At 56.7% G+C, this 15,813-nt stretch carries 18 protein-coding genes; 6 read left to right on the top strand and 12 right to left on the bottom strand.

The window, feature by feature from the left end:
- Positions 1-35: 35 nt before the first annotated feature.
- The 4 genes from I5192_RS11080 to I5192_RS11065 all read right to left on the bottom strand — a co-directional run bounded on the left by I5192_RS11080 (position 36) and on the right by I5192_RS11065 (position 2,644).
- Complete coding sequence (locus I5192_RS11080; RefSeq protein ID WP_223116846.1) at positions 36-1,103, bottom strand: 5-(carboxyamino)imidazole ribonucleotide synthase; 1,068 nt, start codon at positions 1,101-1,103, stop codon at positions 36-38.
- A 2-nt stretch (positions 1,104-1,105) separates the two neighbouring features.
- Entirely contained in the window at positions 1,106-1,861 is a 756-nt protein-coding gene (locus tag I5192_RS11075; RefSeq protein WP_223116845.1) for an NAD(P)-binding domain-containing protein, read from the bottom strand.
- Complete coding sequence (purE, locus tag I5192_RS11070) at positions 1,858-2,343, bottom strand: 5-(carboxyamino)imidazole ribonucleotide mutase (RefSeq protein WP_170392399.1); 486 nt, start codon at positions 2,341-2,343, stop codon at positions 1,858-1,860. Before purE ends, I5192_RS11075 begins: the two co-directional genes overlap by 4 nt.
- Positions 2,344-2,419: 76 nt before the next feature.
- The gene (locus I5192_RS11065; protein ID WP_010441787.1) at positions 2,420-2,644 is read right to left on the bottom strand and encodes a YdcH family protein; all 225 of its coding nucleotides are present in this window, start codon (positions 2,642-2,644) and stop codon (positions 2,420-2,422) included.
- A gap of 165 nt (positions 2,645-2,809) precedes the next feature.
- On the opposite strand from I5192_RS11065, the gene I5192_RS11060 reads away from it, so the two are divergent.
- From I5192_RS11060 to I5192_RS11050, 3 genes are all read left to right on the top strand, one after another.
- Positions 2,810-3,223, top strand: coding sequence for an Hsp20 family protein (locus tag I5192_RS11060; protein WP_010441788.1), 414 nt, complete (start codon positions 2,810-2,812; stop codon positions 3,221-3,223).
- Positions 3,224-3,228: 5 nt separating this feature from the next.
- Positions 3,229-3,453 (top strand): DUF1150 family protein, encoded by a 225-nt coding sequence (locus I5192_RS11055; protein ID WP_170392397.1) that lies wholly within the window; start codon positions 3,229-3,231, stop codon positions 3,451-3,453.
- 83 nt (positions 3,454-3,536) lie between these two features.
- Complete coding sequence (locus I5192_RS11050; RefSeq protein WP_223118294.1) at positions 3,537-4,415, top strand: PhzF family phenazine biosynthesis protein; 879 nt, start codon at positions 3,537-3,539, stop codon at positions 4,413-4,415.
- Between the two features lie 72 nt (positions 4,416-4,487).
- On the opposite strand, the gene I5192_RS11045 is transcribed toward I5192_RS11050, so the two are convergent.
- From I5192_RS11045 to trxB, 4 genes are all read right to left on the bottom strand, one after another.
- Entirely contained in the window at positions 4,488-6,206 is a 1,719-nt protein-coding gene (locus I5192_RS11045) for a bifunctional sulfate adenylyltransferase/adenylylsulfate kinase (RefSeq protein ID WP_170801983.1), read from the bottom strand.
- 200 nt (positions 6,207-6,406) lie between these two features.
- On the bottom strand, positions 6,407-8,062 hold the full coding sequence (locus tag I5192_RS11040; protein WP_255611752.1) for an adenylate/guanylate cyclase domain-containing protein: 1,656 nt from the start codon (positions 8,060-8,062) through the stop codon (positions 6,407-6,409).
- 102 nt (positions 8,063-8,164) lie between these two features.
- Entirely contained in the window at positions 8,165-8,623 is a 459-nt protein-coding gene (locus tag I5192_RS11035; RefSeq protein WP_170392389.1) for an RES family NAD+ phosphorylase, read from the bottom strand.
- Position 8,624: 1 nt separating this feature from the next.
- Positions 8,625-9,566, bottom strand: coding sequence for a thioredoxin-disulfide reductase (trxB, locus tag I5192_RS11030; protein ID WP_170512491.1), 942 nt, complete (start codon positions 9,564-9,566; stop codon positions 8,625-8,627).
- Between the two features lie 227 nt (positions 9,567-9,793).
- Between trxB and I5192_RS11025 the strand changes: the two genes are divergently transcribed.
- Positions 9,794-10,294, top strand: coding sequence for an Lrp/AsnC family transcriptional regulator (locus I5192_RS11025; RefSeq protein ID WP_170392385.1), 501 nt, complete (start codon positions 9,794-9,796; stop codon positions 10,292-10,294).
- 118 nt (positions 10,295-10,412) lie between these two features.
- On the opposite strand, the gene I5192_RS11020 is transcribed toward I5192_RS11025, so the two are convergent.
- From I5192_RS11020 to lgt, 4 genes are all read right to left on the bottom strand, one after another.
- Entirely contained in the window at positions 10,413-11,195 is a 783-nt protein-coding gene (locus I5192_RS11020; RefSeq protein WP_170392383.1) for a Hint domain-containing protein, read from the bottom strand.
- A gap of 723 nt (positions 11,196-11,918) precedes the next feature.
- Complete coding sequence (gene pgeF / locus I5192_RS11015) at positions 11,919-12,677, bottom strand: peptidoglycan editing factor PgeF (RefSeq protein ID WP_170401812.1); 759 nt, start codon at positions 12,675-12,677, stop codon at positions 11,919-11,921.
- Complete coding sequence (locus I5192_RS11010; RefSeq protein WP_223116843.1) at positions 12,674-13,741, bottom strand: class I SAM-dependent methyltransferase; 1,068 nt, start codon at positions 13,739-13,741, stop codon at positions 12,674-12,676. Before I5192_RS11010 ends, pgeF begins: the two co-directional genes overlap by 4 nt.
- Positions 13,738-14,625: a prolipoprotein diacylglyceryl transferase gene (gene lgt / locus I5192_RS11005; RefSeq protein ID WP_223116842.1), complete on the bottom strand. Its 888-nt coding sequence runs from the start codon at positions 14,623-14,625 to the stop codon at positions 13,738-13,740. Before lgt ends, I5192_RS11010 begins: the two co-directional genes overlap by 4 nt.
- 97 nt (positions 14,626-14,722) lie before the next feature.
- Between lgt and I5192_RS11000 the strand changes: the two genes are divergently transcribed.
- Positions 14,723-14,971, top strand: a complete 249-nt coding sequence (locus I5192_RS11000) for an accessory factor UbiK family protein (protein WP_170512483.1) — start codon at positions 14,723-14,725, stop codon at positions 14,969-14,971.
- A gap of 314 nt (positions 14,972-15,285) precedes the next feature.
- A complete protein-coding gene (locus I5192_RS10995; protein WP_170647827.1) occupies positions 15,286-15,786 on the top strand; it encodes a YbjN domain-containing protein in 501 nt (166 codons plus the stop codon).
- The last annotated feature ends 27 nt before the right edge of the window (positions 15,787-15,813 follow it).

Below are 15,813 nucleotides of genomic sequence, written 5' to 3'. Positions count from 1 at the left end.
CTCCGCCGGAGGCATCGCGCTTAAGCGCGATTACCTCATCGCGAAATCCGGTTGAAATGCCCCATCTTGCGGCCGGCCTTGACCTCGGCCTTGCCATAGAGATGCAGTGCTACGTCCCGTTCGCGTGAAAGCTCGGGTACGCGGTCCATGTCATGCCCGATCAAATTCTCCATCACGACGTCCGAGTGGCGCTGACCGTCGCCCAAAGGCCAACCGGCCACGGCGCGAATATGTTGTTCAAACTGATCCACGGCGCAGCCGTTCTGGGTCCAGTGACCCGAGTTATGAACGCGCGGCGCGATTTCATTCACGATCAATCCTTGTGGCGTCACAAACAATTCGACACCCATGACGCCGACATAATCCAGCGCGTTGAGAATGTTGGCGGCCAGCAATACCGCATCTGTCCGCTGCGCCGGAGACAGGCGTGCCGGTATTGTGGTCGTGTGCAGGATGCCATCGCGATGGACATTCTCTCCAGGATCGAAACAGGCAACTTGCCCGTCCAGACCGCGTGCTGCGATGACCGAAACCTCGTGGCTGAAGTCCACAAACCCTTCCAGTATGGACGGCGCGCCCGCCATATCGGCCAGTGCCGCCCCGGCATCTTCGGGTGCGCGCAGCCGGGCCTGACCTTTACCGTCATAGCCGAAGCGGCGGGTTTTCAGGATGGCGGGGGTGCCAATGTCATCAATTGCGGCGCGCAAGCTGTCCAAATCGGAGATGTCTGCAAAGGGCGCGGTTTGCAGGCCTAAGCCTTGTAGAAATGTCTTTTCGGTCAAGCGGTCCTGACTGACCCGCAACGCCTCTCGACCCGGGTGAATGGGGCGGTGTGCCTCAAGCAGATCCAGCGCCTGGGTGGGGATGTTTTCAAACTCGTAGGTGATCACGTCGACCGACTCAGCAAAGGCCTTCAATGCGTCGGCGTCATCAAAGGCTGCGGTCGTGACCTGATTTGCAACTTGACCGGCCGGAGGATTTGCGCCCGGCTCGAATATGTTTGACTTGAACCCCAACCGTGCAGCCGCGATCGAGAGCATCCTGCCCAGTTGACCGCCCCCCAATATCCCGATTGTCGCACCGGGCGTAAGCATATCTGACATCGTCATGTCTCCAATCTCTTGCCAATCGCACTCAGTGCAGCACGCAAGGCATCATGCGCGCCCTCGGATTGCAAAACATCCGTCATCTGAAGGCTCAGTGTGCCCTCGGTCGCAAGCGCGTCACGCTCGGCTGCCAATTGGCCCGCATGCTCTTTGTGCATTGATGTCAGAAACCCTGACACAAGCTGCGTGGTGTAGAATTCGGCCCGGTCTTTGTCGCCGGTCTGATCAGCCAACCATTCGGTGCCTGTTGCCATAAGGTCCAGGATACCTGGCACCATGGCGCAGATGGCGAAGTGGGCGTTCAACGCGGCCTCATTGGCAACCTTGACCACAGGGTTTTCGGGTTCGAACAAATCAGCCAAAAGGCGATCGTTGCCGTAAGCGGCCAGCGGGCAACCCCCTGTCTGAAGGAACCCCAGCGGGATGGTTTGCACGAAATCCGATGCTGGCGCGCACAGGCTGGCAAGCTGCACCTCAGAGACGGCGGCCATCACCGAAACAATCTTCTGATCTGCGCGAAAGCTTGGCGGGGCCAGAACGTCCTCGGCCACATGGGGGCGCAAGCAGAGAAACACGATCTCGGACGCATCAATCACGTCTTGCGGAGTGCCAACTTGGACCCCAAGTTCGGCCTGCAGGGCCGAGGATACCTGGGCATTGCGTTCTGTGACGTGAAGATCATGACCTTTTGCGGCCATCAGCCGCGCGATTGGCGCAGCGATGTGGCCTGTGCCGATGAAACCGATACGGCTCATTGCTGAGGTTCTTCCGGGATCGAAGCAGAGAGGGCCTCGCGCCAGGCATCCAGCCGTTCCGCAAGCGCGGCATCCTGCAGCGCCAGAATGCCTGCGGCCATCAGGCCCGCATTGGCCCCGCCGGCCGAACCGATAGCCATGGTCGCAACCGGAAAACCTTTGGGCATCTGCACAATGGAATAGAGAGAATCTACGCCCGACAACGCGCGGGTTTGCACCGGAACGCCAATCACGGGCACACGTGTTTTCGACGCCATCATGCCGGGCAAATGCGCCGCGCCACCCGCGCCCGCGATAATGACCTGCAAGCCGCGCGACACGGCGGTTTTACCATAATCCCAGAGGCGATCCGGCGTGCGGTGGGCCGAGACGATCCGCGCCTCATAAGCGATGCCCAGCTCATCCAGAATATCGGCGGCCTCTTTCATCGTAGGCCAGTCCGACTGGCTGCCCATGATGATCCCTACTTTCACATCGCTCATCCGCTTACGCCCCTGCCATCGGAAAGAGCGCGCACTATAGCCAAATCCGCATATGTGGCAATGCGGTACGCGCGTCTCAGGCGATGATATCGGGGGTCAATCTGTCTTCGATCAGACGGATGATGTCTTTCAGGCGCAGTTTCTGCTTTTTTAGCCGCTTGATCGTCAATTGGTCCGAGGTCCCCTTGGCCTGCAAGGCCTCGATCGCTTCGTCCAAATCACGGTGCTGGCGTCGAAAGACCTCTAATTCCACCCGCAGGACTTCATCGGTTTTCATCGAAAGATCGGTGGGTGCGTTCATGGACGACTCAGTGTTTCAAGTGGTGCTTCTAACACAAGATAGTGTGTCAGGGTTTATCCGGCCAGACCTTGTGGACATCCCTGTATCTTCCCATATTCTATATCACGCGGTTGCCGACATCGGGACCGCAGAATACGTCGCTTTGACAATGAAGGACGAAAATACGTGTCGAAACTTACCTTAGGCTCATACCCGCATCTTTTGGGGTTCGAGCAGTTGGAACGCCTTTTGGAACGGTCTGCAAAGGCCGGAAATGAAGGATACCCGCCTTATAATATCGAGCAGACCTCGGATTTTTCCTATCGCATCACCTTGGCGGTGGCCGGGTTCGCGGAAGAGGACCTGTCGATTACCATCGAGGATCGCCAGTTGGTGATCCGGGGCCGTCAGCGCGACGACAGCGAGGGGCGCATATTCCTGCACCGTGGCATCGCGGCGCGTCAATTCCAGCGCATGTTTGTGCTGGCTGACGGGGTCGAGGTGGGCGAGGCGATCATGGAAAACGGTCTGCTGCATGTGGACCTGACCCGCGCCGTGCCTGAAACCGTGGTTCAGACAATCAACATCAAGAAGGGGTAAGAGCAATGAATACACCGATTGAGATCAACGCCGAAGGCAATCGGATTGTCTATGTAAAGGCCGTTGATGTGGCAGACCTTCCGCAGGATCTGCGAGAGCAGGCAGGCGATCTGGATCAGCTGTATGCTGTCCACGATTCCGATGGGCAGCAATTGGCACTGGTTGCCGACCGCAAGCTGGCCTTTGTACTGGCACGCGAACATGACCTGTCCCCGGTGGCCGTTCACTAGGCCACCGAACATTCCGCCGAATTGACGTGACATTTTCTGCCTCAGCGGTGATCGTGCCGCTGATCGAAACGCAGGAGTGCGCGATGAGCTGGTATGATTTCGATTGGGTGGATGCGTTCAGCGATCAGGCCTTTGGTGGCAACGGCTGCGCAGTTGTGCATAGGGGCGCAGGGCTGTCGGAAGCGGTTTGCATGGCATATGTGCGCGAAACGTCTCTGGTTGAATGCACATTTACCGGGCCATCCGATGTGGCCGATATCCGGGTCCGGTACTTCCTGGCCAGCCGGGAAATCCCTTTCGCCGGGCACCCGACCATCGCAACCGTTGCGGCGATGCGATCACGGGGGTTGTTTCAGGGTGATGCTCTGACGCTTGAGACCGGAGCAGGGATTGTATCGATCAAACTAAATGGTGATGACATCGAAATGACGCAGGTCGCCCCGCGATTCGGCGATCATGTGCCCGCAGATCTGGTTGCCACCGCCATCAGCCTGCCGGAAGAGTTGGTAATTTCTCCACCGCAGTTCGTTTCAACCGGTCTGCCCTTTTGCATTACGGTCCTGCGCGATCACGAGGCGCTGCGCGCTGCCAAGCTGGATGTTGCTTTGCTCAGTCATATTACCGAAAAGGCCGGTTTCTCGGGGTCGGACATGGCTGAACCGTTTCTTGTAACACTGAAAGGCGCAACGACTACGGGCGACACATTCTCGCGCCTGATGATGGCGCCCCCCAGCCCGCCCGAGGACCCGTTCACCGGATCGGCCACCGGTGCGATGGCGGCCTATCTCTGGAAACACGGACTGATGGACAAAGAGACATTCATCGCCGAACAGGGCCATGACATGGGCCGCCCCGGTCAGGCGACCGTGACACGCGTTGGACCTTCGGATGCGATGACGGGGATCAAAGTTGCCGGGCGCGGCCATGTCCTGATGCGCGGGCAGGTGAATTTGCCCGACTGAACCAGACCCGCACCTGCGAAAAAGGCCCTCAGAAATCTGAGGGCCTTTGATGTATTTTTTCGTCTTAAGTGATCAGGATGCTGCAATCAGCCCCATGCTTTCCAGCTTAAGCAGAACCTGATGTGCGCAGTTGTCAACCTCGACATTCTCGGTCTCGACGCGCAGCTCTGGGTCTTCAGGGGCGTCGTAAGGGTCGGAAATCCCCGTGAACTCTTTGATCTTGCCCTCACGTGCCAGTTTGTACAGACCCTTGCGGTCTCGGCGCTCGCATTCTTCAATGCTGGTCGCGACATGCACCTCGCAAAATGCACCGAATTGTTCGATCTCTTCACGCACAGCACGACGGGTAGTTGCGTAAGGCGCGATAGGAGCACAAATGGCAATACCGCCGTTCTTGGTTATCTCAGACGCGACATAACCGATGCGGCGGATGTTCAGATCGCGATGTTCCTTCGAAAAGCCCAGTTCCGAAGACAGGTTCTTACGCACGATATCCCCGTCCAGCAGGGTAACCGGACGATCCCCGGTCTCCATCAGCTTGACCATCAAGGCGTTGGCAATGGTGGATTTGCCCGAGCCTGAAAAACCGGTGAAAAACACGGTGAATCCCTGTTGCGAGCGCGGCGGGAAGCGGTTGCGCAGTTCCTGAACAACTTCGGGGAACGAAAACCAGTCAGGAATCTCCAGCCCTTCGCGCAGACGGCGGCGCAGTTCAGTTCCCGAGATGTTGAGGATCGTGACGTTGTCCTTGTCCAGGATCTCGTCATTCGGCTCGTATTGCGCGCGTTCCTGCACGTAGACCATATGTTTGAAATCGACCATCTCGACGCCGATCTCGTCCTGATATTTTCGGAACAAGTCTTGCGCATCATAGGGGCCGTAGAAATCCTCACCGGCAGAGTTTTTGCCCGGACCTGCGTGGTCACGACCGACGATGAAATGGGTGCAGCCGTGGTTTGCGCGGATCAACCCGTGCCAGACTGCCTCGCGCGGGCCAGCCATGCGCATCGCAAGGTTCAGCAGCGACATCGACGTAGTCGAGGCCGGATATTTATCCAACACGGCTTCGTAGCAACGCACGCGGGTGAAATGATCCACATCGCCCGGTTTGGTCATGCCAACCACGGGATGAATTAGCAAGTTGGCCTGTGCTTCTTTTGCAGCACGGAAGGTCAATTCCTGATGCGCACGGTGCAAAGGGTTACGGGTCTGGAACGCAACGATCCGGCGCCAGCCCACTTTGCGGAAATAGGCGCGTAGCTCGTTCGGCGTGTCGCGGCGGGCTTTGAAATCGTAATGCACGGGCTGCTGGATGCCAGTGACCGGGCCGCCCAGATAAACTTTGCCCGCTACATTGTGCAGGTAATTCACAGCCGGGTGCGCATCATCATCAGCGCCAAAGACCTTTTCCGCCTCACGCGCCTTGTCTGGTGTCCAGCGGTCGGTCACGGTCATGGTGCCGAGGATCACGCCTTCCTGATCGCGCAGGGCAATATCCTGGCCCAGCTCGATCGATGCGGCAAAATCCTCATCAACATCCAAGGTGATCGGCATTGGCCAAAGTGTTCCATCGGCGAGGCGCATGTTTTCGACCACGTTGTCATAGTCCGCTTCGCTCAGGAAACCTTTGAGCGGATTGAACCCGCCGTTCATAAGCAGTTCCAGATCGCAAATCTGCCGGGGCTTAAGATCCCAGCTGGTCAGATCAGCGGCTTCTATCTTGAGTTTCTGCGCAGACTCGTAGGAAACATACAGTTCGGAGATAGGGGCCAGATTGCTTAACATCGTCATCGGAAAACTCTTATCGCAGTTCTGTTGGCATTTGTTTCAAGGGTGTTTGCAGGGCATGTGCCTCGGCCTGAGGGTGAAGTCCATAGACTTGCAAAAACTAAGGATGAAATGCGTGGTTTTTTCTCGAAATGGAACGGTTTTCTGTTTTTTGTTTCAGGTTATTGAAAAAATCCCGCCGCTCAGGCTCATTAGGCGCATTCTCAGGCAATCTGTTCCAGTGGTGAGGTTTGCGACTCAAGGTCGGCTGCGTGCCTGACGGGCAGGGCGGGGACAGGTTCAGAGACACCGCGCAGGCTGAATTCCCGCAGATCGCGGGGATCACATTGTAATCCAGCCGCGTCCAAAACCTTGTCCGATACAAGGAGTTCGACCCCCAGTGCTTTGGTTTCAGCCTCCAAACGGCTGGCAACGTTTACAGCGTCTCCAATGATGGTGCGTGGCGCGTGTTTAGCCGCTCCGATTTCGCCCAGCACAAGATCACCAAGATGTAGACCCATACCAATGCGCACAGGTTGGCTGCCTTCTGCTTGGAGCTGCTGGTTGAAACGCTCCAATGCGTGTCCGATCCCGGCCGCTGCCCTCAGACCGGCACTTGCCGAACTTGCGGCGTTGGCTGTTTCGAACATCGCCAGCAACCCATCGCCCATGTATTTGTCGACAACCCCGCCTTGTGCCGTGATTGCTGGGACAATTGCGTCAAAGAAACGATTCAACAGAAAAACGATATCATACGGCAATTGCCCCGTTGTGCGGGCGGTGAACCCGCGCATGTCCAGAAACAGAACCGCCAGCTGCCGTTCTTGCCCCTGGCTCGCATGCGCACGATCACGCGCGCCGTCGGGGCGGAAAACACGAAATACAGTGAGCGGGTCGGACGGCCGCATCTGGCAGGCCAGGCGGGTCCCCTCTGGCGCGCTGATCGCTTTCAGGCTGCGGGCTTCAACTTCGGTTGGTGGGTGCAACTGATCGGCGCCATCTTCAACCACAACGCGACAGGTCGTGCAGCGCCCCTTGCCGCCACACAGCGCGGTATGTGGGATGCCGTTTGCGCGCGACATCTCCAAAAGGGTCATGCCCTTCTCCGAAACAACTTCTGGACCGTTGACATAGCGCACCCGCACCGAATGCCGCCGCCGCCAAAGCCTGCGCCCGAGATAGACCAAGCCTGTTAGTGCAAGCGCGGCCCAGAATACCCACTGCGCATAGTCTGTGACGGAAAACAAAGACTGAAACTCTTCTTGCGAAGGCCAGTTATAGTATTCGACATACTGTTCTCGTAGATCGGGGTCGGCAAAATCGGCCCAGATACGCCGCCCCTCGGTCAGAAGGCCTGCGAAGGCGAAGCCCGGTACAAAGACGGCGAGACCGATCAGATATGGAACCATCGCGCGCCACCATGTGGTCAACCGTAACCACATGTGCAGCCCAATACATCCGTGGACCCACACCAGCAGAAGTAATAGGCTTTGGAACCAGATCGCGGTGCTGGGCCACATCAGAATGATGATGTAACCCATTTCATCATTCACCCCAAAAATCTCATGCGCGTATCGGGTCTGAACCAAATGTGAGATAAGCTGCAGCGGGATCAACAGGCCAAGAATAACCTGAAGCGCGACGCTGAAAGGCATTCTGAGCGTCCGGCGCTGCGCGAGTGAGATAAGCGCCAGTCCCATGTGCATCAGCAATGCGCCATATATCACGACGCTGCCGATCTCATTACGGCTGACAGCTTTACGTCCGCCCTGCATCCCGTGCAGCAAATCAGTGTGAAACAGACCAAGGCCGATATTGATGAAATGAAAGAACGCAAAGACAAACAGCACGAGGCCGCTTGCGATTCTGAGCCGGCTCATCCATCCGCCGCGCCAAAGAACGTTTTCCAAAAGCTCACCTGTTCTTCGCGTTACTATGGTTGATCCTGATACGGTGCCGGGTGCCGGTCAAGATAGGCGCGGTCACCTTTCGGGGAACCAGTCGCAGGGGGCACCTGCGGTTTGTATCATCTGGTGTTCTGCGTTGAACAACACCAAATGGCTCAGTTTAGGACGCGAGCGCGAACTGTATAGCAGTCCATCCGCGCCGTATGTGCGGGCCTTGTCCGAAAATCGCCATGTTGGAGAGGGTATGCCGGTTGCCCGCATGTCTTGCCAGACGATCGAGGCAGAAGGTTGCCCCCGCAAATCCAATACTTGCGCCTTGGATATCTTCAAGCGATGGATCGTCCGTGGAGGGTCGCACTGCGAGACATAGCGCCGAATGGCGATCCCGGCCCCTTCAGCGCTAAGCGACGCGTAAAGCGCGAATTGGCCAGAATGATGAAACCGTCCTTCGGGGGCACGGGCCGATGAGAGCGGGTCACCCGATTGGGTGCGGAACAGAATTCTCCAGACGAGGCCGGAGAATTCTGTGATCATCTTAGTCGTTCTCCGCCAAGAATCGTTCTGCATCCAGCGCGGCCATGCAGCCCATACCGGCGCTTGTCACAGCCTGACGGTATACGTGGTCGGTCAGGTCTCCGGCAGCGAAAACTCCCGGAACCGAAGTTTGCGTCGTGCCCGGCTTGGTCACGACGTAGCCACCCATGTGGGTTTCCAGCGTATCTTTGACCAGCTCATTTGCCGGGGCGTGGCCGATAGCGACAAATACGCCTTTGCACGGAATCTCCGTGATTTCGCCGGTCTTTACATTCTTGACCTTGACGCCTTCCACACCCAGTGGGGCATCGGTTCCGATCACCTCATCCAGTTCGTGAAACCAAAGCGGCTCGATCTTTTCGTTCTTGAACAGCCGATCCTGAAGGATCTTTTCAGCTCGCAACTCATCGCGGCGGTGGATCAGAGTGACTTTGCTTGCGAAGTTGGTCAGGAACAGCGCTTCTTCTACGGCAGTATTTCCGCCGCCGATCACAACGATTTCCTGACCGCGATAGAAGAAGCCGTCACAGGTGGCACAGGCTGATACGCCAAACCCTTTAAATTTCTCTTCCGAGGGAATGCCTAACCACTTGGCTCGTGCGCCCGTTGCCAGAATCACCGCGTCGGCGGTGTAGACGGTGCCACTGTCGCCTTTGGCTGTGAAGGGACGCTGGCTTAGATCGAGATCGCTGATGATATCGCCGATCACTTCGCATCCCATTGCCTTGGCGTGATCCTGCATCCGAACCATCAGGTCTGGCCCCTGAACCTCGGTGTCACCCGGCCAGTTTTCCACCTCGGTTGTGGTGGTCAGTTGTCCACCGGGTTCGATACCCTGCACCAGGATCGGTTCCAACATGGCCCGGCTTGCATAAACGCCCGCGGTGTATCCTGCAGGTCCCGACCCGATGATCAGAACCTTGGTGTGTCGTGTTTCGGCCATGGTATCCTCACTCAAACTGCCTCGGCGGACATGTTGTCCGGTGCGGATCGATATAGCGACCGCAGGGCAGGGCTTAAAGCCCCTTCATATTGCAGGTCCGTGATGTGCCTAATGATTGGCATTGCGGCCAATTATGTATCTGAAATAACGAAAATTGCGTGGCTGTGAAATATTATTGCGCCTCTCGGGGCTGCTGATATAACAACTGAAAAACTCAGGAGCATTCGATGGTCACGACCCGGTTGGATGAAATCGACCGCAAAATTCTTGCGGAACTGCAGGCCGATGGCCGTATGACCAATGTTGAGCTTGCCAAGCGCGTAGGAATATCCGCTCCTCCTTGCCTGCGACGGGTGCGGACGCTGGAAGATTCGGGGTACATTCGCGGCTATCATGCCGAGGTGAACGCCCGCGAGCTTGGGTTTGAAGTGCAGGTCTTTGCCATGGTCGGACTTGAAAGTCAGGCCGAATCCGAGCTCAGCGCTTTTGAAGACCGGTGTCGGGAATGGCCATTGGTTCGCGAATGCCACATGCTGAATGGCGAGGTTGATTTCATCCTGAAGTGCGTCGCACCGGATCTCAGCAGTTTTCAGCAATTTCTGACAGGCGAGTTGCTGACCACGCCAAACGTGGCCAGCGTCAAGACTTCGCTTGTTATCCGAGGCGCAAAAGACGAGCCAGGCGTACCATTTGACGTACTGGAAGACCGGATGAACCGGACGGCCTGAACCTACCTCTTGTTTGATCCACAGGACAGGGTGGCAGCATCGCTGCCAGTGCAAGGGTTAAAACCCAACTCAGTAAAATCTGCATAATGCCCCACGCTTGCAGTAATAGTTAACCAGTTCACGCTGTCATAGCGTCAATTTCACCATCGCCGGCTCTTGGCAAGAGCAACGGCCCAAAATCATTCAATGATTCGATATGTGAGAATAGATTCAAATAGATCGAACGCAAAGAGTGACTGATCATTCGGACTGCGTTGATGCCCGGATGATAGGTCTCGAATTGCAGGCCATCGACCCGAATCACGGAATGTCGGGCGACACAGATGTGAAACAGCTCGACCGGAGTCGGCGGCAGCGTTTCAATGATACCCATTCCATCCTGAAACTCACTGACGGGTGTCAGCATGGGCTGCCCGCCGTTCAAATGACGCATGTGCGTAGGCGTACCCAGCAGACGTGCGGCGGGGCCCGTGATGACGCCCGACATCGGTTTTTGCATCCCGAACGTGTCGGCCATGATCCGTGTCAGCGGCCGGGTTCGCCCGCGCGTATCCTCGCGTCCGGGTATCAGCGTGACAGACCCTTTCCAAAGCACGGTTTCCGATGATCCGTCCTGAGTGAGGACATCATCACCCGGCAGCAGATCTTCGATCGCCATCTGGCCTTGCGGCGTCTCGACCAACGATCCGCGCGTGAACGCACAAAATGCATCTTCAAACATCGGCAAAGCTGGCGCGATATGGCGTGTCTGTGAAATATCCCCGTTTTTCAGCAGACTGCACACTTCATAGCGTCGAAGCTGTGCTTTTTGTTTTGTCGCGGGACGAGGCGCATCGCGCAATAGCGCTGACGTCTCGACCGCGTTTCTGGCAGCGCGGGCCAGAGAATTTGGAATAGTCATGGTATTCCGTCCCCTCTAAATTCCGTCCGACGGCTTGAACCCCCGTGCAATATCGCCGGACGACCTTGTTCTTTGTCTGTAATCAGATGGGTAAACACAGGCCGGTCGCCGCGAATGCACAGCGCCGCATCAGAAAACACCAGTGTTTTGGTCAAGTTCTTGACCCCCCAGACAAACTCGTAAACCGCAGGCTGCAATTGCCTGCACACACGCGCTCCGAACCCTGGTCGCAGTCCTGATTGCGACCCCACACACCGAACCGGAGCTTCATCCGGTATGCGTTTGCCCTCTGAGACCGGCAGCTGGTCTCTTGGGGTTGCTGTGTCAGCGTCGCGCCGCCAGACGGCGTGCAACTCTGACTGAGTGACTTGAAACCCGCTTCCAGGGCATTTCTGGTTCTTGATCCCTGACAGCCGCAAAAACGGCGCTGAGAAAGCGTGATTTCGATTTCATATCCATTGTCCTGCTTCGATAGGGCGGTCGCCCTGTTCCCGTTTATGAAGCCAATGTGACGCTGATTTGCGGCGCCTATAAGGCTGATCCGGGTTGAATTGAGGACAAATTGAAGGTTTCAGGTACCTCTTAGTTGCTTCCGCCCATGCCATGACGACCCCACTTGGGGTAACCGTCTGTGCATTGGCGAAAATTTGAGACGATTCTGACTCTGATAAACACAAGAAATGTGGCGGAAACTGGGCAAAGCTGCCTTAATCTGGGCCAGATTTACAACCTGATAGCGGAAATCAATCTGCCGTAGTCGGCCTCGTTGGCATGGGTCGATCGCCGGTAGGAATAAAACCTGTCGGGGTCGGAGTAGGTGCAGTGACGGACCCACTCGGCCTGGCCGATACCAGCTTCGCGCAGACGATGCAGGCCAAAGGCGGGCAGGTCGAAATGCATCCGGTCACCTTTGCCATTTGCAAAAAAACGCGCGTTCTCTGGCGTGTCAGCAAGGAAGTCGTCCAGAAACTCTGAGCCGACCTCGTAAGCGCGTTGTGAAATCGTGGGGCCGATTACGGCAACTGTGTTATCCCGGTTGGCTCCGAGCGCTTCCATCGCGTCCAGTGTTGATTCCAGCACACCGTCCAACGCGCCGCGCCAACCGGCATGTGCGGCCCCGATCACATTTGCGTCAGGATCCGCGAACAGCACCGGCTGACAATCAGCGGTTAATATTGTAAGCGCCAAACCCGGCGTTGATGTGACAACCGCGTCAGCTTTGGGTTTGTCACCCGTCATCGGCCCATCGACTGCAATCACGGTCGGTGAATGCACTTGATGCACACCGATCATCGCCTCAGGTGCCACTTCCATCGCGTCGGCGACGCGCCGACGGTTCAAAGCTACGGCCTCAGTCAAATCTGTCGACCCAGTTCCGCAGTTGAGTCCTTCGAAGATACCAGAAGATGCGCCACCGCGGCGGCTGAAGAACCCGTGTCGTACGGGGGACAGCATGTCTGAGGTAATGATTTCCAGTGTCATGGTTCGAGTCCCGGTGGCGGCGTGGCGTTTGGCGGATAAAGGCCCAGTACTTTGAACAGGTTTCCCATTTCGTCGGGGTGCGTCAACCGTCGATGTGCAGAGACCAGCGCCTCAAGCTGTGACCCGCTGAGAGGGGCGGCAAGCGATTGCGCGCGCGCGGTGATCCCGAGCCGTTCAAGAAACACCCCCTGCGGGGTCAGTTTTGTATATGCGCAGCCCGAAGCATGAGACGCCTTCGCCAAGACCTCAAAGTCGACATGTGTGGTCAGATCCGCCTGACCGGGCTGATCCAGGGGATCGACACGTTCATGCGCTTGCAACGCCTGCAATGTGTCGCCAAGCGAGCGCCAGTCACCATAATCGATGATCAGCGCGGCTCCGCCGTTGCGAGCGATCTGCCCGGCAACAGAGTACATAATGGAACTGGCAGCAGCGCACAGTTCTACCAGATCTCCGTCCTGCGTATCCTCGACACGTTCGCTGAGCGCAGCTTGTGCCGATTGCGCACCAAGACCGAACGCAAGCGATGCACCATTTTTGCCAACTAACCTCTCGCGCCAACCTTTGCCTTCGCGCAGGAACTGGCGGATGGGCAGGGCGTCAAAGAACTCGTTTGCCACCAGAAACAGAGGAAGATCTTCAAAATCAGAAATTGCCTCGATCCACTGAGGTTCATACCCTTGCAGTGCCTTGGCTTGTACGTCGCGCAAAACAGGTGAAGCTTCGAGCAACGCGATCTCGGCCGCTTTGTGAAAGCCAGGCACACTCTGAGTGGCGCGCAGGATGTCTGCCATCAGGGTGCCACGACCAGGGCCAAGCTCGGCCAGAACAAACTTTTCGGGTTTGCCTTGTACCAGCCAGCATTGCGCCAGACACAGTCCTATTAGCTCTCCGAACATCTGACTGATTTCAGGCGCTGTGATAAAATCGCCCTGAGCGCCCAGCGGATCGCGGGTTGTGTAGTATCCATGTTCCGGATGCATCAGACACTCGGTCATGTAGTCAGCGATGGTCATAGGGCCATCATTCTGGATGCGCAGGAGCAGACGATCCTTCAGGTTCATGATCTGCGTTGTGCCCGAAATGCGAACCAAAGGCCAAGTGCAATCATTGGAAGCGACAAGAGTTGCCCCATCGTCAATCCATATCCGCCAACATGCCATGCCAGCCCTAGCGGATTACCGGGCGATACAAATTGCGCATCGGGTTGACGGAAGAATTCGACAAAAAACCGCGATGCGCCGTAGCCAGCCAGGAATACGCCCATTACCAGACCTGGGTTTCGAAACGCGCCGCGCCGGTAGGCCAGCCATATCAGAACCGCCCCGAGGATCAGACCCTCGAGTGCTGCCTCATACAGTTGCGAAGGGTGGCGAGCGCACATCCCTGCAATAACGCCGGGACAATCTTGGGCCGTGGTTCCGGGAAAGATCACCGCCCATGGCAATTCACTGGGTCGACCCCAAAGCTCGGCATTAGTGAAATTCGCCAATCGTCCCAGCAACAACCCGGGCGGCACTGTGTAGGCAACCAGATCACCCAGCGAAAGAATCGGTGTAGCGTGGCGCCTGCCGAACAGATACGTGGCGATCACCACGCCCAACAGGCCGCCATGGAAGGCCATGCCACCCTGCCAAACCATCAGAATTTCCAGTGGATACGCAAAATAATATGCGGGTTGATAGAAAAGGACGAACCCCAATCGACCACCAAGAATTACACCCAGTATGATCCAGGTGACCAAATCCTCAAGCTGATCGGGTTGCATCGGTGGTGTGTCATCAGCCCAAAGCACAGGCCGCCTAAGCGCCATCAGCGCCATGCGCCAAGCAATCAGGATGCCAACGATATAGGCCAGCGCATACCACCTGAGCGCAAACTCCATCCCGAACAGAGAGATCGAGAAAATTTCGGGTGACAGATCGGGGAAATTCAAAACAGCCTGCATGTGCGTCTCATTGCCCGGGGTTTGCGTGGCAAGTCAACCTTGAGCCCGGGCCAATCTTTACCCATATAGAGAGCAATCGCGAAATCGGAGAAAGCCCATGCAAACCCGTAACAAGATTCTGGACGATATGTCTCAACTGATGACCAATGCCATGGGTGTGGCGCAGGGGGCACGAGAAGAGGCCGAGAATGCGATGAAATCCATGATGGACCGCTGGCTGGCCGACCGGGATTTCGTAACCCGTGAAGAATTTGATGCTGTGCGTGCCATGGCGCAGAAAGCGCGCGAAGAGAACGGTGCACTTGAACAGCGAATTGCCGCGCTCGAGGCGAAGCTGGACAAGTAACGTCCGCAGGAATTTAAGATTTTGGGTAAAAGCGTCCGCCGCGCAATCCGAACTTGGATTGTGCGGTGTTGTGCATTTTGCCGCTCTGCAGAAATTTATCAAGACAAAGCTGCATCCAATGCCAATATTTTGATCGGCGTTGCCAACTGTCCACAACTTATTGCTGTTATCCCCAATAAATAGGGTTGCCAGAGCTGTGCTCACATCGCACCATATTTAGTACAGGCAGACTGGGGAAGCCCGGCTTGTAGAGCAGGCAACTAGCGCTGGGGCGCTGCCAGCCCCAAAATGCTAGAGATTAGTGAGGTGGCATTATGGCCCTTTCCGAGCAGTATCTCGAAGAAGACCTTCATCCGATCGACATTGTTGAACATCTTGCAGAACATCACGACTGGGATTTTGACCGGATCGGGGATGATCAGATTGCCATGGCTGTCGAAGGACAGTGGCGCACATATTCGATAACTTTGGCCTGGTCGAATTACGATGAAACGCTCCGCATGGTGTGTTCCTTTGAGATGGAGCCTCCGGCCGAGCGCGAAACCGAGCTTTATGCGCTACTGAACAAGATGAATGATCAGTGTTGGGCCGGGGCGTTTACCTACTGGGCCAATCAGAAATTGATGGTCTATCGCTATGGCTTGGTGCTGGCCGGTGGTCAGACGGCCAGCCCGGAACAGATCGATACCATGATCACCGCAGCGGTACTGAGCGCCGAGCGCTATTACCCCGCGATCCAACTGGTGACCTGGGGAAACCGAGACCCCGAAGAGGCGATGCAAGTCGCCATTGCAGAGGCCTACGGCCGCGCGTAAAGCTTTGCCCCGAACCATAGGGGAGGG

It is taken from the genome of Ruegeria sp. SCSIO 43209 (assembly GCF_019904295.1).
Lineage (GTDB): Bacteria > Pseudomonadota > Alphaproteobacteria > Rhodobacterales > Rhodobacteraceae > Ruegeria.
This window is presented reverse-complemented; position numbering and strand designations above follow the sequence as displayed.